The sequence below is a fragment of the Pseudomonas sp. SLBN-26 genome, assembly GCF_006715895.1.
Taxonomy (GTDB): domain Bacteria; phylum Pseudomonadota; class Gammaproteobacteria; order Pseudomonadales; family Pseudomonadaceae; genus Metapseudomonas; species Metapseudomonas otitidis.
In genome coordinates this window covers 4,222,923-4,242,781 of the sequence record NZ_VFOB01000001.1, presented here as the reverse complement: position 1 = coordinate 4,242,781, position 19,859 = coordinate 4,222,923, and the positions used below count along the sequence as shown (strand labels likewise).

The window sequence follows — 19,859 nt, the reverse complement described above, 5'->3', positions numbered from 1 at the left end:
GGGAATCAGAGCGCCTCGTTGGACTCGTCCTCGAAGGCAGCGAACAGCGGCTCTTCTTCCACGATGTCTTCCTGGGCGATGACTTCGTAATCAACCAGGCCGGCGGCGATCTCACGCAGGGCGACGACGGTGGGCTTGTCGTTTTCCCAGGCTACCTTCGGCTCCTTGCCGCCGGTGGCCAGCTGACGGGAACGCTTGGTCGCGAGCATGACCAGCTCGAAGCGGTTATCGACGTTTTCCAGGCAGTCTTCAACGGTAACGCGGGCCATGGTGTTCCTCGTAGCACAGAGTGGGATGGCGATGGCTTTGCCCGGAACGGGCGGAGCGGACTGGATAGTCTAAAAAATCACCAGCATTAAGGGAAGCGCTGAATGCTCAGCGCTTCCCGGTGGTCATGCTGATCAGGCCAGCAGGCGGGCGAGAAGCGCGCCGTGGGTGATCTGCTGGCTGGCCTGGGCGAGGCGCTGGCTGCGGAAGATCGCGCGCAGGTCTTCCAGGGCGACGGCGAAGTCGTCGTTGATCACCAGGTAGTCGTATTCGACGTAGTGGCTCATCTCGCTGACGGCTTCGCGCATGCGGCGCTCGATGATCTCGGCGCTGTCCTGGCCGCGGTTGTCCAGGCGCTGGCGCAGGGCCTCCTGGCTCGGCGGCAGGATGAAGATGGACTTGGCCTGGGGCATCAGGTGGCGAACCTGCTGGGCACCCTGCCAGTCGATCTCGAGGATCAGGTCGTGGCCTTCGGCGAGTGCCTGCAGCAGCCAGCGCTGGGAGGTGCCGTAGAGGTTGCCGAAGACTTCGGCATGCTCGATGAAGTCGCCGTGCTCGAGCATGTGCACGAAGGCTTCGCGGCTGACGAAGTGGTAGTTCACGCCATCGACCTCGCCGGGGCGCATGCCGCGGGTGGTGTGGGAGACCGAGACGCGAATGCGCGGGTCGGTGTCCACCAGGGCCTTGACCAGGCTGGTCTTGCCGGCGCCGGAGGGGGCCGAGACGATGTACAGGGTGCCGGGGGTGACGGTCATGGATGGGTCTCTTACTCGATGTTCTGCACTTGTTCGCGCATCTGTTCGATCAACACCTTGAGGTTGACCGCTGCCTGGGTGGAGCGTGGGTCGAAGGCCTTGGAGCCAAGGGTATTGGCTTCGCGGTTGAGTTCCTGCATGAGGAAGTCGAGGCGGCGGCCGGCGGCGCCACCGGCCTTGAGCACGCGGCGCACTTCGGTGATGTGGGTGCCGAGGCGGTCCAGCTCCTCGGCCACGTCGCTCTTCTGTGCCAGCAGCACCAACTCCTGTTCCAGGCGCTGGGGGTCGAGCTCGGCCTTCATCTCGGCGAAACGGTCGAGGATCTTCTGCCGCTGCAGGCCGAGCATCTGCGGTACCAGTTCTCGCAGGGCGACGACTTCCTCCTGCATGGCGTCGAGGCGCTCGTTGAGCAGGCGGGCCAGGTCGGCACCTTCACGGGCGCGGCCGGTCTTGAGTTCTTCCAGGGCCTTGCCGAAGGCCTCCAGGGCCGCGGCGTTCAGGGTCTGGGGGTCGGCGGCGTCGGCCACCAGCACGCCAGGCCAGGCGAGAATCTCCAGCGGGTTGAGCGGCGCCGGCTGGCTGACCAGGGCGGCCACGGCTTCGGCGGCGGCCACCACCTGGGCGGCTCGCTCGCTGTCGACCTGCAGGGGCTTGCCAGCCTCGGCTTCGGCGAAGCGCAGGGTGCATTCGACCTTGCCTCGGGACAGGCCCTGGCGCAGCGCTTCGCGCACGGCACCCTCCAGGTCGCGGAAGGCTTCTGGCAGGCGCAGGTGGGGTTCGAGGTAGCGGTGGTTGACCGAGCGCAGTTCCCAGCTCAGGGTGCCGTGGGTGCCGGCCTGCTCGACGCGGGCGAAGGCGGTCATGCTGTGCACCATGGGGAGTCCTCTCGGTGTGGGTAAGGGCGGCGATTGTAGCCGACTCCGTGGCCCCTCCCAACGCGATGATGTCCCGGGGGCAGAGGCCCCTCTATAATGGCCGGGATTTTCCCTCCGACAGGTATTCCCAGATGAAACGTCCCAGTGGCCGCGCAGCTGACCAGCTGCGTTCGATCCGCATCACCCGCAACTACACCAAGCACGCCGAAGGCTCGGTGCTGGTCGAATTCGGGGATACCAAGGTGATCTGCACCGCCAGCGTCGAGGCCGGCGTGCCGCGCTTCCTCAAGGGCCAGGGCCAGGGTTGGCTGACTGCCGAATACGGCATGCTGCCCCGCTCCACCGGTGAGCGTAACCAGCGCGAGGCGAGCCGTGGCAAGCAGGGTGGCCGCACCCTGGAGATCCAGCGCCTGATCGGCCGCTCCCTGCGTGCCGCGCTGGACATGAGCAAGCTGGGCGAGAACACCATCTACCTGGACTGCGACGTGATCCAGGCCGACGGCGGCACCCGCACGGCTTCCATCACCGGCGCCATGGTGGCCCTGGTGGATGCGCTGAAGGTACTGAAGAAGCGTGGTGCCCTGAAGGGCGAGCCGCTCAAGCAGATGATCGCTGCCGTCTCCGTCGGCGTTTACCAGGGTGAGCCGGTGCTGGACCTCGATTACCTGGAGGACTCAGCGGCCGAGACCGACCTTAACGTGGTCATGACCGACGGTGGTGGCTTCATCGAAATCCAGGGCACCGCCGAGGGCGAGCCCTTCCAGCCCGAGCAGCTCAATGCCATGCTGGCCCTCGCGCGCCAGGGCATGGACGAACTGTTCCGGATCCAGAAGGCCGCTCTGGCCGACTGACCCGGCCCATCACGACGAGGACGCACCCCATGAATGAGCCCACCCCCGTACAGCAACCGAACCAGGACGTCAGGCAGTGGGCGATGTTCTGCCATTTCGCTGCGTTCCTCGGTGCGGTCTTTCCCTTCGGCAACCTGCTGGGGCCGCTGATCCTCTGGCAGATGAAGAAGGACGTGGACCCCTTCATCGATGCCCAGGGCAAGGAGGCGCTGAACTTCCAGATCACCGTGAGCCTGGCGGGGCTGCTGTGCATCCTGCTGATGTTCGTGGTGATCGGCGTCTTCCTGCTGCCCCTGCTGGGCATTGCCGCGCTGGTGCTGACCATCATGGGTGGCATCAAGGCCAACGAGGGCAAGGACTATCGCTACCCCTTCGCCTGGCGGCCACTGAAGTAGCGCATGCACGAACGAAAAAGCCGGCGAATGCCGGCTTTTTTATGGGCGCTGCACTCAGATGCTCAGCAGCCAGTCGTAGTCGACGATCAGCGGAGCGTGCTGGGAGAAGCGCGGCTGGCGAGGCAGGCGGGCACTGCGCACGGTACGGCGCATGCCGGGCGTGAGGATGTGGTAGTCGAAGCGCCAGCCGAGGTTGAGCATCTCGGCCTGCTCGCTGTCCGGCCACCAGCTGTACTGGTCGCCTTCGCGGCTGACTTCGCGCAGGGCATCCACATAACCCATGTTGCCGAACACTTCGTCCATCCATGCGCGCTCGGGCGCCAGGAAGCCGGGGAGCTGCTGGCAGTCGCGCCAGTTCTTCACGTCCAGCTTCTGGTGGGCGAGGTAGAGCGACGAGCAATAGATGTACTCGCGACGCTTGCGGCGCTGCTTGTTCAGGTAGTGCGCCAGATCTTCCATGAACTTGAACTTGTGGTTCAGGTTCTCATCGCCACCCTGGCCCGAAGGCAACAGCAGGGAGGCGATGCTCACTTTGTCGAAATCCGCCTGCAGGTAGCGCCCATAACGATCACAGGACTCGAAACCGAGTCCCCAGATCACTGCCTTGGGTTGCAAGCGCGAATAAAGCGCCACGCCGCCTTGGCTTGGCACTTCAGCATCGCTGGCATAGAGGAAATAGCCATCCAGTTGGAAGGCCGGGTCGTCCAGGTCATAGGCAGAGGCACGGGTGTCTTGCAGGCAGATCACGTCGGCATTCTGTGCTTGCAGCCAGCTGAGGAGTCCTCGCTCGGCTGCAGCATGAATACCATTCACGTTCACACTGATGATCCGCATAAATGGCCCCCAAAAACTCGTGCGTGTATGATACCCGAGCTCTTTCTATTTAGCTAAATCCGTGCCGTCCGGGGCTTTTTCACCATGCAGGCGTATCAGCGCGACTTCATTCGCTTTGCCATCGAACGCGGTGTACTGCGTTTTGGCGAATTCACCCTCAAGTCCGGGCGCACCAGCCCCTATTTCTTCAACGCCGGCCTGTTCAACAGCGGCCTCGCGCTGGCTCGCCTGGGGCGCTACTACGCGTCGGCGATCGTCGACAGCGGGCTCTCCTTCGACGTCCTGTTCGGCCCTGCCTACAAGGGCATCCCGCTGGCGGCTTCCACCGCCGTGGCGCTGGCCGAGCACCATGACCGCGACCTGCCCTGGTGCTTCAACCGCAAGGAAGCCAAGGACCACGGCGAGGGCGGCACCCTGGTGGGCGCACCGCTGGCCGGGCGTGTGCTGATCATCGACGACGTGATCACCGCCGGTACCGCGATCCGCGAGGTGATGCAGATCATCCAGGGCCAGCAGGCCCAGGCGGCGGGCGTGCTGATCGCCCTCAACCGCCAGGAGCGTGGCAAGGGCGAGCTGTCGGCGATCCAGGAAGTGGAGCGTGACTTCGGCATGCCGGTGGTGAGCATCGTGTCCCTGGAGCAGGTGCTGGAATATCTGGCCGGGGATGCTGAACTGAAGTCGTACCTGCCTGCGGTGGAGCGTTACCGCGCAGACTACGGAATCTGACTCTCCAGCGACCACAGGGTGTGCCGATGCTGAAGCCGGGTGCGATCCGACTTGCCTTGATTCTGGGTGCGATGGCACCGCTGGCCGCCCAGGCCGAGCTGTACCGTTACACCAATGAAAAGGGTGTCACCGTACTGGACCGCCTCGGCGTTCCGCCGCAGTTCATCGACAAGGGCTACGAGGTCCTCAACGACCAGGGCCGTGTGGTGAAGACCGTGCCGCCGGCGCCCACCCTCGAGGAACGCCAGCGCATGCAGGCCGACAAGGCCCGTGCTGGCTCCGATGCCCAGCTGCTGCGGCTCTACACCAGCGTCGAGGACGTCGACCGCGCGCTCCAGCGCAAGCTCTCCGAGCTGGACGGGTTGATCACCGTGGCCAAGGGTAACCAGCAGTCCCTGCGTACCCAGCAGGCCAACCTGCAGGCCCAGGCCGCTGACAACGAGCGTGCCGGACGCCAGGTGCCCGAGGCGCTGGTAGCCCAGATCGACAACGTGCGCAGCGAGTACAAGCGCCTTGACGACGACATCGCCCGCTACCAAGACGAGCGCAAGAAGGCCCAGGCGACCTTCGCCGCCGACCGCGCCCGCCTCGCCGAGCTGTTGAACCGCTGAGTCACTCCTCGGCGGCGCAGCGCTCGAAGCCTCTCACCTTTTCCCTCAGCCAGGCTGGCAAGGGCCGGCTCGTCCGCGTCCTTGCGTCTGCGTGCACGTAGACGATCTCCCCACTGGTCAACGCCTCCTCGCCCCGCCAGATGCCCAGCGCAAACGTCAGGCTCGAGCCGCCCAACCGGCGTGTCCGGATGCCCAGGGTGAGCGTGTCGTCGAAGCGGGCTGGCGACAGGTACTCCAGCAGGGTGCGCACGGCGAAGAAGTCCCCGCCGTCGGCGATCAGGTCCTGTGGATAACGCACACCCAGCGCGCGGAAGTACTCGGTGATGGCGACATCGGCGTAGGTCAGGTAGTGGCCGTTGAAGACGATCCCCTGGGGATCGACCTCGGCCCAACGTACGCGCAGCGGGTGGAGGAAGGTGAAGGCGTTCCGGTCGGGTGGTGCGGGCATGGCACGGCTCCTGATGAGGATGTGCCGAGCATTCACGTCGGGGTGGAGGGATGCAAGCCGGATCGGGGAAATGAATAAGCCGGATCGCTCCGGCTTATTCGGGTGGGGCTCAGGCGCGGCGGCGGTTGCTGATCAGGGTGCCGACGCCACTGTCGGTGAAGATCTCCAGCAGCACGGCGTTGGGCACACGCCCGTCGATGATGTGCGCGCTGGTGACGCCACCCTGCACCGCATCGAGGGCGCAGCGGATCTTCGGCAGCATGCCGCCGTAGATGGTGCCGTCGGCGATCAGCTCGTTGACCTGCTCGGTGGTCAGGCCGGTGAGCACCTTGCCTTCCTTGTCCATCAGGCCGGCGATGTTGGTCAGCAGCATCAGCTTCTCGGCCTTGAGGGCCTCGGCCACCTTGCCCGCCACCAGGTCGGCGTTGATGTTGTAGGACTCGCCGTCCTGGCCGACGCCGATGGGGGCGATGACCGGGATGAAGTTGCCCTTCACCAGCATGTTCAGCAGCTCGGTGTTCACGCTGGTCACTTCGCCCACATGGCCGATGTCGATGATTTCCGGCTGGGTCATCTCCGGGGTCTTGCGGGAGACGGTGAGCTTCTTCGCACGGATCAGCTCCGCGTCCTTGCCGGTCAGGCCGATGGCGCTGCCGCCGTGGCGGTTGATCAGGTTGACGATGTCCTTGTTCACCTGGCCGCCGAGCACCATCTCCACCACGTCCATGGTCTGCGCGTCGGTGACGCGCATGCCGTCGATGAAGTGGCTCTCGATGGACAGGCGCTTGAGCAGGTCGCCGATCTGCGGGCCGCCGCCATGCACGACCACCGGGTTGATGCCCACGGCCTTCATCAGGACCATGTCGCGGGCGAACCCGGCTTTCAGCTCGTCGCTTTCCATGGCGTTGCCGCCGTATTTCACGACCAGAGTCTTGCCGACGAAGCGGCGGATGTAGGGCAGTGCTTCGGACAGGACCTGGGCGACTTGGGATGCGGCGTCACGGCTGAGGGTCATGCGGGGCTCCGTGGATCAGAACGGCAGGTTGATATCGGGGGCGACGGCGTAGAGCTGGGCGCGGAACACTTCCTTGATGCGCTCCAGTTCCGCCTCGGAGTCGGCCTCGAAACGCAGCACCAGCACCGGCGTGGTGTTGGAGGCGCGCACCAGGCCCCAGCCCTTGGGATAGTCGACGCGCACGCCGTCCAGGGTGGTGAGGTTGGCATCGCCCCAGGTGCCCTCGCGCTGCAGACGCTCGATCAGGCGGAACTTGCTCTCGTCGGTGACGGTGATGTTGATCTCCGGGGTAGAGATGTCCTTCGGGAAGGCGGTGAACACGTGTTCGGCGTCGCGCTTGTCCTGGCTGAGGATCTCCAGCAGGCGGGCGGCGCTGTAGATGCCGTCGTCGAAGCCGTACCAGCGCTCCTTGAAGAAGATGTGGCCGCTCATCTCACCGGCCAGCAGCGCGCCGGTCTCCTTCATCTTCTTCTTGATCAGCGAGTGGCCGGTCTTCCACATCACCGGCCGGCCGCCGTAGCCGCTGATGAGGGAGGTCAGGCGGCGGGTGCACTTGACGTCGAAGATGATGTCGGCGCCCGGGTTGCGGGACACCACGTCCTTGGCGAACAGCATCAGCAGGCGGTCGGGGTAGATGATGGTGCCTTCGTTGGTCACCACGCCCACCCGGTCGCCGTCGCCGTCGAAGGCCAGGCCCAGGTCGGCGTTCTCTTCCTTCACCTTGGCGATCAGGTCTTCCAGGTTCTCCGGCTTGCCCGGGTCCGGGTGGTGGTTCGGGAAGGTGCCGTCAACGTCGCAGTACAGCGGGATCACGCTGCAGCCCAGGGCCTCGATCAGCTTGGGTGCGATGACGCCGGCCACGCCGTTGCCGCAGTCCACCACCACGCGCATGGGCTTGGCCATGGCGATGTCGTCGCGGATCTGCTGGAAGTAGCGGTCGAGGATCTCGACCTGCTGGACGCTGCCCACGCCAGTGGCCAGGTCGTTGTTCTTGATGCGGGTGTGCAGGGCGGTGATCTGCTCGTTGGCCAGGGTCTCGCCGGCGACGACGATCTTGAAGCCGTTGTAGTCCGGTGGGTTGTGGCTGCCGGTGAGCATCACGCCGGACTTGCCGTCCAGCACGTTGGCGGCGAAGTACAGCACCGGGGTCGGCACCATGCCGATGTCGGTGACATGGCAGCCGCAGTCCATCAGGCCCTGGATCAGCGCCTGCACCAGCTCGGGGCCGGAAAGGCGGCCGTCGCGGCCGACCGAGACTTTCGGCTCACCACGGGCGAGGCTTTCGGAGCCGATGGCACGGCCTACCCAGTAGGCGGTTTCGGCGGTCAGGGTATCGCCGACCACGCCACGGATGTCGTAGGCGCGGAAAATGCTGGCGGGCAGGTTGGGGGCGGCTTGCGGGGTGCTCATGGCAGGGGTTTGCTCCAATCCCAGGAGGTCCTGGTCTTCGTCGAGAATGTCGATATCGAGGATGTCGGTATCTTGGAAAAGCGGGTTGGCCAGCTCCAGGGGTTCGATCACCTTGGCCGGTGCGGCAGCCGGGGCTGCTGCAGGGCTGGCCTTGCGCTCGTCGCCGACGCTGGGCGCCACCGGTTCCGGTTTGCGCCGCAACTGCCGGGCCAGTGACTGGGCCAGCGCATCCAGCGCCGGCAGCCGCAGGCTGTTGGGTTTGACGCTTTTGCCGCTGGAGAGTTCTTGCACCAGTTGGCTGAGCTGGGTGACGTCTTCCCTCAGCTTGCGTTGCAGGCCGCCATGCACCAGGTACAGGCCGGCCAGGGCGCCCACCAGGGACAGCAGGGCGGCGAGTCCGAGCAGCGGCACCGGCATGCCCGAACTGCCCAGCTGGCTGCTGGGCGTGAAGGTCAGTTTCCAGTTGGGGTTGCCACTGGCCACGGCGATGGGCGTGCCGTCGGCGGCACTGCCGCGCTGGGCCAGGGTCTGGGCGGGGGCGTTGCCGAACTGCTGGGTGAACTGCAGCTGGCCGGTGCCATCCGGCAGCGGGGCCAGGGCGCTCAGCAGGCGCTCCAGGTCCACCACCAGCAACAGCGTGCCCTGGATCGGGGCGTTGTCGGCCAGGCGGATCGGCGCGGCACTGTAGACCAGCCAGCGCTGGCCGACCTTGTAGGCCTCGGGTGCGGGCTTCTGCCCGCTTTCGGCGCGGCGCAGCATGTCCAGGGCGGCGAAGTTCATCGGCGCTGCGCGCTGGCTGTTCTGCTGGGCCTGACCGGGCAGGTTGAGGTGGGCATCCACCACGGCATTCCAGTAGCCCAGGCCGCGCTCGGCGACCTGCACGCGGGACGGGTCGCCGCTGTTGAGGGCGTCCGCCAGCGCCGGATTGCGGGCGGCGGCGGTGGTGTCGGCAACCAGCTGGCCGAGGGCCTGGCGCAACGAGGCGCCCTGGCTGTCCGCCCAGGCCTGCGCCAGTTGGGCGCGCTGGGCTTTTTCGCCGCTGTCCACCAGAGTGAGCCAGAGCAGCGCACTGCCCGCGGCCACGCCGACGGCGGAGGCGATCAGTCCGGGCATCAGGTCGGTGAGCAGGCCGCTGCCGGCCTTGGCGCCCTTGGCGGGCTCCCTGGCTTCGGTGGGGCTGGCCAGCATGCCGGTGTCGGTGTCCTTGGCATTGCGCTTGAAGAGTTTCACTGAAGGTCTCCCCCGCGATTCATCCTGAGGTCAATGCGGAATCAGTGGCTGCCCGAATGGCCGAAGCCGCCGGCGCCGCGCTCGCTCTGGCCGAACTCGTCGACGAGTTCGAAATGCGCTTGCACGACAGGCACCAAGACTAGCTGGGCCAGGCGTTCGCCGACGGCCAGGGTGAAGGCGCTCTGGCCACGGTTCCAGCAGGACACCATCAGCTCGCCCTGGTAGTCGGAGTCGATCAGACCCACCAGGTTGCCGAGCACGATGCCGTGCTTATGGCCAAGCCCGGAGCGCGGCAGGATCAACGCGGCCAGGCCCGGGTCGGCGATGTGGATCGAGAGGCCGGTGGGAATCAGCACGGTCTGGCCGGGCTCCAGCGTCAGGTCTTCCTTGAGCATGGCGCGCAGGTCGAGGCCGGCGGAACCGGGGGTGGCGTACTGGGGCAGCGGGAACTCGCTGCCGAGGCGGGGGTCGAGGATCTTGGCTTGCAGTGCGTGCATGGAGTCTCAGGCCTGGTTGAGGCGGTCGGCGATGAAGGCAACCAGCTGGCGGGCGATCTTGCCCTTGCTGGTCTGGGAGAAGCTGGTCTGGTGCAGCCCGCGATCGATGATGGTGATCGCGTTCTCCTCGCTGTTGAAGCCGATGCTGGGGTTGGCCACGTCATTGGCAACGATCAGGTCGAGGTTCTTGTCGCGCAGCTTGCGCGAGGCGTACTCCAGCAGGTTCTCGGTCTCGGCGGCGAAGCCGACGCTGAAGGGGCGATCGGCCCGGCCGGCCAGGGTCGCGAGGATATCGGGGTTGCGCACCAGCTGCAGCAGCAGGCCTTCGCCGCTGGTGGGGTCCTTTTTCATTTTGTGCGGTGCGACCACTTCGGGGCGGTAGTCCGCCACGGCTGCCGCAGCGATCAGCAGGTCGCAGGGCATGGCCGCTTCGCAGGCCGCGAGCATGTCGCGGGCGCTGACCACGTCGACCCGGTTGACCCGGTCGGGGGTCGGCAGGTGGACGGGGCCGGTGATCAGGGTGACCTTGGCGCCCGCCTCCACCGCCGCTTCGGCCAGGGCGAAGCCCATCTTCCCGGAGCTGTGGTTGGTGATGTAGCGGACCGGGTCGATGTTCTCCTGGGTCGGGCCGGCCGTGATCAGCACGTGGCGGCCGGTCAGTGCCTGGTGTTCGAACAGGTTGGCGGCCTGCTGGGCCAGGTCGTCGGCCTCCAGCATGCGGCCCGGGCCGACATCGCCGCAGGCCTGGCTGCCGGCCGCTGGGCCGAACAGGTGCAGGCCCCGCTGGGCCAGGCACTGGGCATTGGCCTGGGTGGCCGGGTCGCGCCACATGGCCTGGTTCATCGCCGGGGCCAGGGCGACCTTGGCGTCGGTGGCCAGCACCAGGGTGGTCAGCAGGTCGTTGGCCAGGCCCTGGGCCAGACGCGCCATCAGGTCGGCGGTGGCCGGGGCGATCAGCACCAGGTCGGCCCAGCGGGCGAGCTCGATGTGGCCCATCGCGGCTTCGGCGGCCGGGTCCAGCAGGTCGAGGTGCACGGGGTGGCCGGACAGGGCCTGGAGGGTCAGCGGTGTGATGAACTCGCGGCCGCCCTGGGTCATCACCACCCGGACTTCCGCGCCCTGGTCGCGCAGGCGGCGGATCAGCTCCGCACTCTTGTAGGCGGCAATGCCGCCCCCCACGCCCAGGACGATGCGTTTCCGATAGAGCCGCTGCATAGGCCTGCCTTAGTAATAGAGGTGGAGTGGTGCGCTGCGGTGTCGGCGCCTCCCCAGGGCCGGATCACCGCGCAAAAAAGGTTGGCTAAGATAGCACAGCGCCCGTATGGGAACAGCGGCGCAGCCGACCAGGGAGGTGTCATGAGCATCCGTCATTGGCCCGCAGCGGAACGCCCGCGGGAAAAGCTACTCGAACAGGGCGCGGCGGCCCTTACCGACGCCGAACTCCTCGCCATTTTCCTGCGCACCGGGTTGCCGGGGCAGAGCGCCGTGGACCTCGCGCGCCAGCTCCTGGTCCAGTTCGGCGGGCTGCGCCCGCTGCTGGAGGCGGACCTGGCCACGTTCTGCCAGCGGCCGGGGCTCGGGCCGGCCAAGTTCGCCCAGTTGCAGGCGGTGCTGGAAATGGCCCGTCGGCACCTGGCCGAGGGATTGCGGCGGGATTCGGCACTGGAGAACCCCCGGGCGGTGCGGGATTACCTCAAGGCCCAGTTGCGGCACGAGCCCCACGAAGTTTTCGGCTGCCTGTTCCTCGATACCCGCCACCGGGTGCTGGCCTTCGAGGTGCTGTTCCGCGGCACCATCGACGGCGCCAGTGTCTACCCGCGCCAGGTGGTCAAGCGCGCCCTGGCGCACAACGCCGCCGCGCTCATCCTCACCCACAACCACCCTTCCGGCATCGCCGAACCCAGCCAGGCCGACCGCGACCTGACGCACCGCCTGAAGGATGCGCTGGCGCTGGTGGATGTGCGGGTGCTGGACCACTTCGTGGTGGGCGATGGCGAGCCGCTGTCCCTGGCCGAGTACGGCTGGCTCTAGGCCGCGCTCGCGAGCTGGCGGCGAATGGCTGCCAGCATGCGCCGCCGGATCAGCCCGCTGGCGGGGCGGATGGCCAGCCAGTAGGGGGTGAACAGCAGGCGGCTGCGGCGATCCGGGCAGTGGACGCGCGTCTCCGTGTGCAGGCGAACACCCGCCGGGCGTGGTGAGCAGTGGAAGGTCATCACCAGCTTGGCGACGCCCGGTTCCTCATACCTCATGAAGGCCTGTGCGTCAGGGACCGCTTCCAGACCGAAATCCGTACGCCAGAAGCGCCCGATCAGGCCGTAGGCCATTGCCTGGTCGCCGTTGCGTTCCAGCAGCGTGAATTCATGCAGGCCGAAGGCCGGCCGGGCCTCCAGTGCGTTGCGCCAGCCCAGTCGGTTCGCCAGGCGCGCGGGGGCTTCGCGCAGGCGGAGCAGGCTCCTGACCAGCGGATCGTCGTGGGTGGAGAGCTGGCTGGCAGCGTCCAGTGCCTGTGCAGCGGAGGTGTCCAGGTCGAGGTGATGACGCTCGACGAACTGGAAATCCGGCAGGTAGCGCTCGGCCAGCTCGTTCAAGGCGCCAGCTCCACCTTGGAGAAGTCCTGCCGGCCGAAGGGGTTGGCCTCATAGCCGCGCACGTTGGCACGCACCAGTGCGAATGCCGTGGGGTGGGCCAGGGGCAGCCACAGGGCCTGCTCATGGATGATCGCCTGGGCTCGGGCGTAGAAATCGCTGCGCGCCGTGGTGTCCGGCGTGGCCTTGGCCTGGCTGATCAACTGGTCGAGGTCCGGGTTGCAGTAGCGGGCGAAGTTCAGGCCCGACTGCACCGAGGCGCAGGCGAATTGAGGCGTGAGGAAGTTGTCCGGGTCGCCGTTGTCGCCCGCCCAGCCCATGAACAGCAGGTCGTGCTCGCCGGCCTTGGCGCGCCGGATCAGTTCGCCCCACTCGATGACGCGGATGTCGGCGCGGATGCCCACCTTGGCCAGGTCGGCCTGCAGCATCTGCGCGCCCAGGTTCGGGTTGGGGTTGAGCACGCTGCCGGAGGGGCGCGTCCACAGGGTGGTGCTGAAACCGTCCGGCAACCCGGCTTCGGCCAGCAGTGTCTTGGCCTTGCCAGGGTCGTAGGCGTAGCCGGGCAAGTCCTTGGCGTAGCCCCAGGTGGTGGGTGGGAACGGGCCGTCAGCCGGTGTGGCGGTGCCTTCGAACACGGCCTTTATATAGCTGGCCTTGTCGAAGGCGAGGTTGATCGCCTGCCGCACCTTGGCCTGGTCCAGTGGCGGATGCTGGCTGTTCAGCGCGACGAAGGCGGTCATGAAGGCCGGGGTCTCCACGACCCGTAGGTTGCTGTCCTGGCGGGCCTGCCCCACATCCAGGGGCTTGGGCGACAGGGCGATCTGGCATTCGCCCCGGCGCAGCTTCTGCAGGCGCACATTGGCATCCGGGGTGATGGCGAACACCAGGTTGTCCACCGCCGGCTTGCCAGCGAAGTAGTCCGGGTTGGCGCTGTAGCGGATCGCCGCGTCCTTCTGGAAACGCTTGAACACGAAGGGGCCGGTGCCGATGGGCTGGGCGTTGAGCTTCTCCGGCGTGCCGGCTTTCATCAGCTGGTCGGCGTACTCGGCGGAATAGATAGAAGCGAAGCCCATGCTGAGCATCGCCAGGAAGGTGGCATCGGGGTGGGTCAGGTTGAAGCGGACGGTGTGCGCGTCGACCTTCTCCACCGAGCGCACCAGGCCCGGCAGCTGCATGGACTGGGCGTGGGGGAAGCCGCTTTGCGCCACCTTGTGCCAGGGGTTGGCCGGGTCGAGCATGCGCTGGAAGCTGAACAGCACGTCGTCGGCATCCAGCTCGCGGTTCGGGGCGAAGTAGTCGGTGCGGTGGAAGCGCACCCCCGGGCGCAGATGGAAGCTGTAGCTGAGGCCGTCCTCGGACACCTCCCAGCGCTCGGCCAGGCCCGGCACCAGGCGGGCGGCCTGGGCATCGAATTCCACCAGGCGGTTCATCAGCACGTCGGCCGAGGCGTTGGTGGTGGTCAGGGCGTTGTACTGCACCACGTCGAACCCGTCCGGGCTGGCTTCGGTGCACACGCTCAGGTTGGCAGCCTGTGCCAGCAGCGGGGCGAACAGCAGGGGGAGCAGGGCAAGGCGCATGGCGGATTCCTCGGGATGCGTTGGCCAGGAGGCGAACGCTAGCCCAGCCAGCGCGGTGGGGCAATCGCAGTTGCCGACGAATGGTCGCCAGGGCGAGGCGCCCCGCCTCGCGGCGGAACGCACGCCGTGGCCGGGCGGCAGGGTGTGGGTAAGTTGGTGGAGCCCTTGCTGCACTAGGGGTGTTCTGGTATAAAGCAGCGCTCTTTTCTGGGGCCCGGTCTTTCGCAATCACTGTGCGGCCGGTAAGACCCTGACGAGACGGGCGCTAAACACGCCCACAATTGAGAGTTCAAGCGGCCAACCCATGCCGGGTTGGGCATGAGGTTTAGAGGGCTGAGGCATGTCTAGAGTCTGTCAAGTAACCGGTAAGGGTCCGGCTACCGGGAACAACATTTCCCACGCAAACAACAAAACCCGTCGTCGTTTCCTGCCGAACCTGCAGCACCATCGCTTCTGGGTCGAGTCCGAGAAGCGCTTCGTGCGTCTGCGCGTTTCCGCCAAGGGCATGCGCATCATCGACAAGCGTGGCATTGACGTCGTTCTGTCCGAGCTGCGCGCTCGCGGCGAAAAGGTTTAAGGAGCAAATCATGCGTGAACTGATCCGTTTGGTGTCCAGCGCCGGTACCGGCCACTTCTACACCACCGACAAGAACAAGCGCACCACTCCCGACAAGATCGAGATCAAGAAGTACGATCCTGTCGTGCGTAAGCACGTTATCTACAAGGAAGCCAAGATCAAGTAATTGATCCGGCCCTTGCGAAAAGCCCGCCTCATGGCGGGCTTTTTCATGCCTGCGATTTGGCGTGCCAGGCGCAGGACATAAAAAAGCCCGCTTTCGCGGGCCAGGGGTGACAAGCATCGGGTGTCGGCAGGCTTATTTGGTCTGCTCGAAGATGACGTAGACCTTGCGGCAGGCTTCCAGCACTTCCCAGGTGCCGGAGAAGCCGGCCGGGATCACGAAGCGGTCGCCCGCGCGCACGGTCTTGGCGTTGCCGGCGGCGTCGCGGATGACGGAGACGCCCTGGAGGATCTCGCAGTATTCATGCTCGGTGTAGTTCACCGTCCACTGGCCGACCGCGCCCTCCCAGATGCCGACGTTGAACTGCCCGCAGGGGCTGCCGTAGTGGTTGCGCACACTCTGTTCGGGGTCGCCCTTGAGGACCTTCTCGGGCGCGGGGCGGTAGTGCTCGGCGGTGGCGGGGCTGGTGGCGAAGTCGACGATGGATTCGATGTTCATGGCGATTCCGTAGCGGCGTTGTGGAGGTCGCGCGGGGCGGCCTGTTTCTTATTCTGCCCGGCAGGTGTTCGGAATCCCGCCATGCACGGTGGCGGGAAATGCGGAGCGCGGGCGTACCGGTCCTGAGTCTATGTTTAATAAAATGAACATTACAAGGCCCCTGTTCCCGGCAGTGTCAAAAATATTGAAAATCCAGGGGCCTCTGGTTTAGGGTGTCGCACAGCTTTGGCCGCGTGTAGGCCTTGCAGAATTCTTGACAGTGTCGGTCCCTCCCCTGCCGGCACTTCCACTAATAAAAGTAAGAGGAACGCCCCATGACCACCCTCACTCGTGCCGACTGGGAACAGCGCGCCAAGTCCCTGCAGATCGAGACCCGCGCCTTCGTCCATGGCGAATACACCCCGGCTGCATCCGGTGCCACCTTCGAGTGCATCAGCCCTGTGGATGGTCGTGTGCTGGGCCTGGTCGCCAGCTGTGACCTGGCCGACGCCGAAGTGGCGGTCAAGGATGCCCGCGCCACTTTCGAATCCGGTGTCTGGTCGCGCCTCGCCCCGGTGAAGCGCAAGGAAGTGATGATCCGCTTCGCCGACCTGCTGGACGCCCATGCCGAAGAGCTGGCCCTGCTGGAAACCCTGGACATGGGCAAGCCGATCGGTGACTCGCTGAACATCGACGTGCCGTCAGCGTCCCGCGCCATCCGCTGGAGCGGCGAGGCCATCGACAAGATCTACGACGAAGTCGCCGCCACCCCGCACAACGAGCTGGGCCTGGTGACCCGCGAGCCGGTGGGCGTGGTCGCCGCCATCGTGCCGTGGAACTTCCCCCTGCTGATGACCTGCTGGAAGCTCGGCCCGGCACTGGCCACCGGCAACTCCATCATCCTCAAGCCGTCCGAGAAGTCGCCGCTGACCGGCATCCGCATCGCCCAGCTGGCCATCGAGGCCGGCATCCCCGCGGGCGTGTTCAACGTGCTGCCGGGCTTCGGCCACACCGTCGGCAAGGCCCTGGCCCTGCACATGGACGTCGACACCCTGGTGTTCACCGGCTCCACCAAGATCGCCAAGCAACTGATGATCTACGCCGGCGAATCCAACATGAAGCGCGTCTGGCTGGAAGCCGGCGGCAAGAGCCCGAACATCGTCTTCGCCGACGCCCCGGACCTCAAGGCTGCCGCCGAGTCCGCCGCCGCCGCCATCGCCTTCAACCAGGGCGAGGTCTGCACCGCCGGCTCGCGCCTGCTGGTGGAGAACTCCATCAAGGAGAAATTCGTGCCCATGGTGGTCGAGGCCATCAAGGGCTGGAAACCGGGCAACCCGCTGGACCCGGCCACCAACGTCGGCGCACTGGTGGACACCACCCAGATGAACAACGTGCTGTCCTACATCCAGGCTGGCCATGACGACGGCGCCAAGCTGGTGGCCGGCGGCAAGCGCGTGATGGAAGAGACCGGCGGCACCTACGTCGAGCCGACCATCTTCGACGGCGTGACCAACGCCATGCGCATCGCCAAGGAAGAGATCTTCGGGCCGGTGCTGTCGGTGATCGGTTTCGACAACGAGGCCGAGGCCGTCGCCATCGCCAACGACACCATCTACGGCCTGGCGGCTGCGGTGTGGACCAGCAACCTGTCCCGCGCCCACCTGGTGGGCAAGGCCCTGCGGGCCGGCAGCGTGTGGATCAACCAGTACGACGGCGGCGACATGACCGCGCCGTTCGGTGGCTTCAAGCAGTCCGGCAACGGTCGCGACAAGTCCCTGCACGCGTTCGACAAGTACACCGAGCTGAAGGCCACCTGGATCAAGCTCTGAACAGCGGCGGTCTGACCGCCTGACACGGCGCGGCCGGTTCCGGTCGCGCCAAGGTCCGCCCTCCTCTCGGGGAGGGCCGGCTCCGCGAGAGCCACACCTGCGGCCGGGTTTCCCTTCGGGAGCCCGGCCGTTTTTGCTTTTCCGCCAGCCAGTAGCCGTAAACGGGAGGAACACCGTCATGCGTTGGGGCACCTATTTCGCCGTGTGTGGCGCCGTCATCAGCATCGGCCTGGCGCTGGGCGTGACCATGCCGCTGGTGTCGCTGCGCCTGGAGAGCTGGCGCTACGGCTCGTTCGCCATCGGCGTCATGGCCGCCACCCCGGCGGTGGGCGTGCTCCTAGGCGCTTCCCTGGCCGGCCGCCTGGCGGCGCGCTTCGGCACCGTCCCGCTGATGCAGCTGTGCCTGTTGCTGGGGGCAGCCTCGGTGGCGCTGCTGGCGCTGGTGCAGAGCTACCCGGTCTGGTTGCTGCTGCGGTTGTTCATCGGCGTGGCGCTGACCGTGGTGTTCATCCTCGGCGAGAGCTGGATCAACCAGCTGGCGGTGGAGCAGTGGCGTGGCCGCCTGGTGGCGCTGTACGGCACCGGCTATGCGCTGAGCCAGCTGTCCGGCCCCCTGCTGCTGACCCTGCTGGGCAGCGAGACGGACCGCGGCTTCTGGACCGGCACCGGCCTGTTGATCGGCGGTTCGCTGCTCCTGCTCGGGCGGGGCGGCGCGCCCCAGGTCGACGAGCACGGCGCCTCCGGGCGTGGCCTCTGGGTCTTCTGCCAGCGCATGCCGACCATCGCCTGGGCGGTGGTGCTGTTCGCGGCCTTCGAAGCGATGATGCTCACCCTGTTGCCGGTCTACGGCCTGCGCCAGGGCTTCACCCAGGAGGTGGCCCTGCTGATGGCCAGCGTGGTGGTGGTGGGGGATGCGGCCCTGCAATTGCCCATCGGCTGGATGGCGGACCGAGTACCCCGGCGTGCGCTGTTCCGGGCCTGCGGCCTGGCCCTGCTGCTGTCCAGCCTGAGCGTGCCGCTGGTGCTGCACACGGTGCTGATCTGGCCGGTGTGGGTGGTGTTCGGCGCCAGCGCCGGCGGGCTGTTCACCCTGGCGCTGATCCTGATCGGCGAGCGTTTCCGGGACGATGAACTGGTGCGGGCCAATGCCCATGTCGCCCAGCTCTGGGGCATCGGCTGCCTGATCGGGCCGCTGGTGACCGGCGCCGCCAGCCAGTGGATCAGCGGCCATGCGTTGCCGCTGATGATGGCCGTGGGGGCGGCGGGGTTCGTCTGGCTGGCCTGGACCCGGGAGCCGATGGGCGAAGACGCCCCGGCCGGCTCCCCGGGCGCCTGAGGGTCAGCGCGCCAGGCTGTTGCCTAGCGTCTCGCGCAGGCGGTACCAGAGCATCCCCAGCGCCAGCAGCGGCGAGCGCAGCAGTTTGCCGCCGGGGAAGGTGATGTGGGGCACCTTGGCGAACACCTCGAAGCCGCTGCCCTGCTCGCCGCAGATGGCTTCCGCCAGCAGCTTGCCCGCCAGGTGGGTGGCGTTCACCCCGTGGCCCGAGTAGGCCTGGGCGAAGTAGACGTTCGGGTGTTCGGGCAGTCGGCCGATCTGCGGCAGGCGGTTTGCACCGATGCCGATCATGCCGCCCCACTGGTAGTCGATGCGTACGTCGGCCAACTGGGGGAAGGTCGCCAGCATCTTCGGCTGCATGTAGGCAGCGATGTCCGCCGGATCACGCCCGGAATAGTGGCAGGCGCCGCCGAACAGCAGGCGGCGGTCGGCGGAAAGGCGGTAGTAGTCCAGGGCCACGCGCTGGTCGCAGACCGCCATGTTCTGCGGCAGCAGCTGCCGCGCCAGGTCTTCGGGCAGCGGCTCGGTGGCGATGATGTAGCTGCCGGCCGGGAGCACCTTGCCGCCCAGTGTCGGGTCGAGATCGTCGATGTAGGCGTTGCAGCCCAGCACCAGGGTGGCGGCCTTCACCTGGCCGCTGGCGGTGTGCACCGTCACCTCGGGGCCGTGGTCGATGCGCGTGGCAGCGGAGTGTTCGAATATCCGCACGCCCAGGGAGGTGGCCGCCGCCGCCTCGCCCAGGGCGAGGTTGAGCGGGTGCAGGTGGCCCGAGCCCATGTCGATGAGCCCGCCGGCATAGCGGTCGGACCCCACTACGCTGCGCATGTCACCGGGTTGCACCAGCTTCATTTCGTGGCGATAGCCGAGCCCGCGCAGCTCCTCCATGTCCTCGGCGAAGCCGGCGAAGTCACGGGCCGTGTTGGCCAGGTCGCAGTAACCCCAGGTCAGGTCGCAGTCGATGGCGAACTCGTCCACCCGCTGGCGCACCAGTTCCACGGCCTCCAGGCCCATCAGTTTGAGGGCACGCACGCCTTCGACGCCGATCACCGGCGAGAAGTGGTCGACGTCATGGCCGACCCCACGGATCAGCTGGCCGCCGTTGCGCCCGCTGGCGCCCCAGCCCACCTGGCGGGCCTCCAGCAGGACCACCGAAATGCCGCGGCGGGCCAGTTCGATGGCGGTGTTGAGGCCGGAGAATCCCCCGCCGACGATGCACACGTCGGCCCGGACCTCGCCCTGCAGGGGCGGGTAGGCCAGTTGGCGGTTGGCGGTGGCGGCGTAGTAGGAGGGGGCGTGGCGGTCACTGTGGACCGGTTGGCGAACGCTGGCGTTCATGGGCGCAATCCTGATTCTTGTGTTTGAAAAAAGCGACGCAGGATAGGCAGGCCCCTCTCCATGCGC

General features: G+C 66.8%; 22 protein-coding genes. 9 read left to right on the top strand and 13 right to left on the bottom strand.

From position 1 onward, the window contains the following. Positions 1 to 5: 5 nt before the first annotated feature. The 3 genes from rpoZ to FBY21_RS19630 form a co-directional block, all read right to left on the bottom strand. A complete protein-coding gene (rpoZ, locus tag FBY21_RS19640) occupies positions 6 to 269 on the bottom strand; it encodes a DNA-directed RNA polymerase subunit omega (RefSeq protein ID WP_044400664.1) in 264 nt (87 codons plus the stop codon). A gap of 132 nt (positions 270 to 401) precedes the next feature. Next, positions 402 to 1,022 (bottom strand): guanylate kinase, encoded by a 621-nt coding sequence (gene gmk / locus FBY21_RS19635; RefSeq protein ID WP_044400666.1) that lies wholly within the window; start codon positions 1,020 to 1,022, stop codon positions 402 to 404. A gap of 11 nt (positions 1,023 to 1,033) precedes the next feature. Further along, on the bottom strand, positions 1,034 to 1,897 hold the full coding sequence (locus tag FBY21_RS19630) for a YicC/YloC family endoribonuclease (protein ID WP_142013070.1): 864 nt from the start codon (positions 1,895 to 1,897) through the stop codon (positions 1,034 to 1,036). Between the two features lie 131 nt (positions 1,898 to 2,028). Here FBY21_RS19630 and rph point away from each other — a divergent pair, with 131 nt between their 5' ends. Both rph and FBY21_RS19620 read left to right on the top strand, forming a co-directional pair. Beyond that, entirely contained in the window at positions 2,029 to 2,748 is a 720-nt protein-coding gene (gene rph, locus FBY21_RS19625) for a ribonuclease PH (protein WP_044400672.1), read from the top strand. A gap of 29 nt (positions 2,749 to 2,777) precedes the next feature. Next, entirely contained in the window at positions 2,778 to 3,143 is a 366-nt protein-coding gene (locus tag FBY21_RS19620; protein WP_142013067.1) for a DUF4870 domain-containing protein, read from the top strand. Between the two features lie 54 nt (positions 3,144 to 3,197). Here FBY21_RS19620 and FBY21_RS19615 read toward each other — a convergent pair whose 3' ends face one another. Next, complete coding sequence (locus FBY21_RS19615; RefSeq protein ID WP_044400676.1) at positions 3,198 to 3,977, bottom strand: exodeoxyribonuclease III; 780 nt, start codon at positions 3,975 to 3,977, stop codon at positions 3,198 to 3,200. Positions 3,978 to 4,061: 84 nt separating this feature from the next. Between FBY21_RS19615 and pyrE the strand changes: the two genes are divergently transcribed. Then, entirely contained in the window at positions 4,062 to 4,703 is a 642-nt protein-coding gene (gene pyrE / locus FBY21_RS19610) for an orotate phosphoribosyltransferase (RefSeq protein WP_044400679.1), read from the top strand. A gap of 26 nt (positions 4,704 to 4,729) precedes the next feature. Then, entirely contained in the window at positions 4,730 to 5,314 is a 585-nt protein-coding gene (locus tag FBY21_RS19605; RefSeq protein WP_044400682.1) for a DUF4124 domain-containing protein, read from the top strand. Between the two features lies 1 nt (position 5,315). On the opposite strand, the gene FBY21_RS19600 is transcribed toward FBY21_RS19605, so the two are convergent. The 5 genes from FBY21_RS19600 to coaBC form a co-directional block, all read right to left on the bottom strand. Beyond that, positions 5,316 to 5,762, bottom strand: coding sequence for an acyl-CoA thioesterase (locus FBY21_RS19600; RefSeq protein WP_142013065.1), 447 nt, complete (start codon positions 5,760 to 5,762; stop codon positions 5,316 to 5,318). A gap of 109 nt (positions 5,763 to 5,871) precedes the next feature. Next, on the bottom strand, positions 5,872 to 6,777 hold the full coding sequence (gene argB / locus FBY21_RS19595; RefSeq protein ID WP_044400686.1) for an acetylglutamate kinase: 906 nt from the start codon (positions 6,775 to 6,777) through the stop codon (positions 5,872 to 5,874). A 15-nt stretch (positions 6,778 to 6,792) separates the two neighbouring features. Continuing rightward, positions 6,793 to 8,187, bottom strand: a complete 1,395-nt coding sequence (gene algC / locus FBY21_RS29765; protein WP_222119544.1) for a phosphomannomutase/phosphoglucomutase — start codon at positions 8,185 to 8,187, stop codon at positions 6,793 to 6,795. Positions 8,188 to 9,458: 1,271 nt separating this feature from the next. Further along, positions 9,459 to 9,914 (bottom strand): dUTP diphosphatase, encoded by a 456-nt coding sequence (gene dut, locus FBY21_RS19585; protein ID WP_044400693.1) that lies wholly within the window; start codon positions 9,912 to 9,914, stop codon positions 9,459 to 9,461. Between the two features lie 6 nt (positions 9,915 to 9,920). Continuing rightward, the gene (gene coaBC / locus FBY21_RS19580; RefSeq protein WP_142013063.1) at positions 9,921 to 11,129 is read right to left on the bottom strand and encodes a bifunctional phosphopantothenoylcysteine decarboxylase/phosphopantothenate--cysteine ligase CoaBC; all 1,209 of its coding nucleotides are present in this window, start codon (positions 11,127 to 11,129) and stop codon (positions 9,921 to 9,923) included. 141 nt (positions 11,130 to 11,270) lie between these two features. Here coaBC and radC point away from each other — a divergent pair, with 141 nt between their 5' ends. Continuing rightward, positions 11,271 to 11,945, top strand: coding sequence for a RadC family protein (gene radC / locus FBY21_RS19575; protein ID WP_069559568.1), 675 nt, complete (start codon positions 11,271 to 11,273; stop codon positions 11,943 to 11,945). Here the strand turns inward: radC and FBY21_RS19570 are convergent. After that, the gene (locus tag FBY21_RS19570) at positions 11,942 to 12,502 is read right to left on the bottom strand and encodes a DUF2867 domain-containing protein (RefSeq protein WP_174244736.1); all 561 of its coding nucleotides are present in this window, start codon (positions 12,500 to 12,502) and stop codon (positions 11,942 to 11,944) included. The two genes, radC and FBY21_RS19570, sit on opposite strands and share 4 nt — an antisense overlap. Then, a complete protein-coding gene (locus FBY21_RS19565; protein WP_142013060.1) occupies positions 12,499 to 14,076 on the bottom strand; it encodes an ABC transporter substrate-binding protein in 1,578 nt (525 codons plus the stop codon). Before FBY21_RS19565 ends, FBY21_RS19570 begins: the two co-directional genes overlap by 4 nt. Before the next feature lie 340 nt (positions 14,077 to 14,416). Here FBY21_RS19565 and rpmB point away from each other — a divergent pair, with 340 nt between their 5' ends. Together rpmB and rpmG are read left to right on the top strand one after the other, a co-directional pair. Beyond that, the gene (rpmB, locus tag FBY21_RS19560) at positions 14,417 to 14,653 is read left to right on the top strand and encodes a 50S ribosomal protein L28 (RefSeq protein WP_044400708.1); all 237 of its coding nucleotides are present in this window, start codon (positions 14,417 to 14,419) and stop codon (positions 14,651 to 14,653) included. A gap of 10 nt (positions 14,654 to 14,663) precedes the next feature. Next, positions 14,664 to 14,819 carry a 50S ribosomal protein L33 gene (rpmG, locus tag FBY21_RS19555; protein WP_012703270.1) on the top strand — a complete coding sequence of 52 codons (156 nt, stop codon included), beginning with the start codon at positions 14,664 to 14,666 and terminating at the stop codon, positions 14,817 to 14,819. A gap of 132 nt (positions 14,820 to 14,951) precedes the next feature. Here rpmG and FBY21_RS19550 read toward each other — a convergent pair whose 3' ends face one another. Then, positions 14,952 to 15,314 (bottom strand): cupin domain-containing protein, encoded by a 363-nt coding sequence (locus FBY21_RS19550; protein WP_142013058.1) that lies wholly within the window; start codon positions 15,312 to 15,314, stop codon positions 14,952 to 14,954. Between the two features lie 314 nt (positions 15,315 to 15,628). Here FBY21_RS19550 and FBY21_RS19545 point away from each other — a divergent pair, with 314 nt between their 5' ends. Both FBY21_RS19545 and FBY21_RS19540 read left to right on the top strand, forming a co-directional pair. After that, positions 15,629 to 17,122 carry an aldehyde dehydrogenase gene (locus FBY21_RS19545; RefSeq protein WP_044400721.1) on the top strand — a complete coding sequence of 498 codons (1,494 nt, stop codon included), beginning with the start codon at positions 15,629 to 15,631 and terminating at the stop codon, positions 17,120 to 17,122. 178 nt (positions 17,123 to 17,300) lie between these two features. Beyond that, a complete protein-coding gene (locus FBY21_RS19540; protein ID WP_142013055.1) occupies positions 17,301 to 18,458 on the top strand; it encodes an MFS transporter in 1,158 nt (385 codons plus the stop codon). A 3-nt stretch (positions 18,459 to 18,461) separates the two neighbouring features. Here FBY21_RS19540 and FBY21_RS19535 read toward each other — a convergent pair whose 3' ends face one another. Beyond that, entirely contained in the window at positions 18,462 to 19,793 is a 1,332-nt protein-coding gene (locus FBY21_RS19535) for an NAD(P)/FAD-dependent oxidoreductase (protein ID WP_142013053.1), read from the bottom strand. Positions 19,794 to 19,859 lie beyond the last annotated feature (66 nt).

Bases quoted from the DNA above. Each gene is read 5' to 3' on its own strand.
- FBY21_RS19540 (WP_142013055.1), top strand. From the start codon at position 17,301: ATGCGTTGGGGCACCTATTTCGCCGTGTGTGGCGCCGTCATCAGCATC.
- FBY21_RS19550 (WP_142013058.1), bottom strand. From the start codon at position 15,314: ATGAACATCGAATCCATCGTCGACTTCGCCACCAGCCCCGCCACCGCC.
- radC (WP_069559568.1), top strand. From the start codon at position 11,271: ATGAGCATCCGTCATTGGCCCGCAGCGGAACGCCCGCGGGAAAAGCTA.
- rpoZ (WP_044400664.1), bottom strand. From the start codon at position 269: ATGGCCCGCGTTACCGTTGAAGACTGCCTGGAAAACGTCGATAACCGC.
- argB (WP_044400686.1), bottom strand. From the start codon at position 6,777: ATGACCCTCAGCCGTGACGCCGCATCCCAAGTCGCCCAGGTCCTGTCC.
- FBY21_RS19565 (WP_142013060.1), bottom strand. From the start codon at position 14,076: ATGCGCCTTGCCCTGCTCCCCCTGCTGTTCGCCCCGCTGCTGGCACAG.
- coaBC (WP_142013063.1), bottom strand. From the start codon at position 11,129: ATGCAGCGGCTCTATCGGAAACGCATCGTCCTGGGCGTGGGGGGCGGC.
- gmk (WP_044400666.1), bottom strand. From the start codon at position 1,022: ATGACCGTCACCCCCGGCACCCTGTACATCGTCTCGGCCCCCTCCGGC.
- rpmB (WP_044400708.1), top strand. From the start codon at position 14,417: ATGTCTAGAGTCTGTCAAGTAACCGGTAAGGGTCCGGCTACCGGGAAC.
- rpmG (WP_012703270.1), top strand. From the start codon at position 14,664: ATGCGTGAACTGATCCGTTTGGTGTCCAGCGCCGGTACCGGCCACTTC.
- FBY21_RS19535 (WP_142013053.1), bottom strand. From the start codon at position 19,793: ATGAACGCCAGCGTTCGCCAACCGGTCCACAGTGACCGCCACGCCCCC.
- FBY21_RS19620 (WP_142013067.1), top strand. From the start codon at position 2,778: ATGAATGAGCCCACCCCCGTACAGCAACCGAACCAGGACGTCAGGCAG.
- rph (WP_044400672.1), top strand. From the start codon at position 2,029: ATGAAACGTCCCAGTGGCCGCGCAGCTGACCAGCTGCGTTCGATCCGC.
- pyrE (WP_044400679.1), top strand. From the start codon at position 4,062: ATGCAGGCGTATCAGCGCGACTTCATTCGCTTTGCCATCGAACGCGGT.
- FBY21_RS19630 (WP_142013070.1), bottom strand. From the start codon at position 1,897: ATGGTGCACAGCATGACCGCCTTCGCCCGCGTCGAGCAGGCCGGCACC.
- algC (WP_222119544.1), bottom strand. From the start codon at position 8,187: ATGAGCACCCCGCAAGCCGCCCCCAACCTGCCCGCCAGCATTTTCCGC.
- dut (WP_044400693.1), bottom strand. From the start codon at position 9,914: ATGCACGCACTGCAAGCCAAGATCCTCGACCCCCGCCTCGGCAGCGAG.
- FBY21_RS19545 (WP_044400721.1), top strand. From the start codon at position 15,629: ATGACCACCCTCACTCGTGCCGACTGGGAACAGCGCGCCAAGTCCCTG.
- FBY21_RS19600 (WP_142013065.1), bottom strand. From the start codon at position 5,762: ATGCCCGCACCACCCGACCGGAACGCCTTCACCTTCCTCCACCCGCTG.
- FBY21_RS19605 (WP_044400682.1), top strand. From the start codon at position 4,730: ATGCTGAAGCCGGGTGCGATCCGACTTGCCTTGATTCTGGGTGCGATG.
- FBY21_RS19615 (WP_044400676.1), bottom strand. From the start codon at position 3,977: ATGCGGATCATCAGTGTGAACGTGAATGGTATTCATGCTGCAGCCGAG.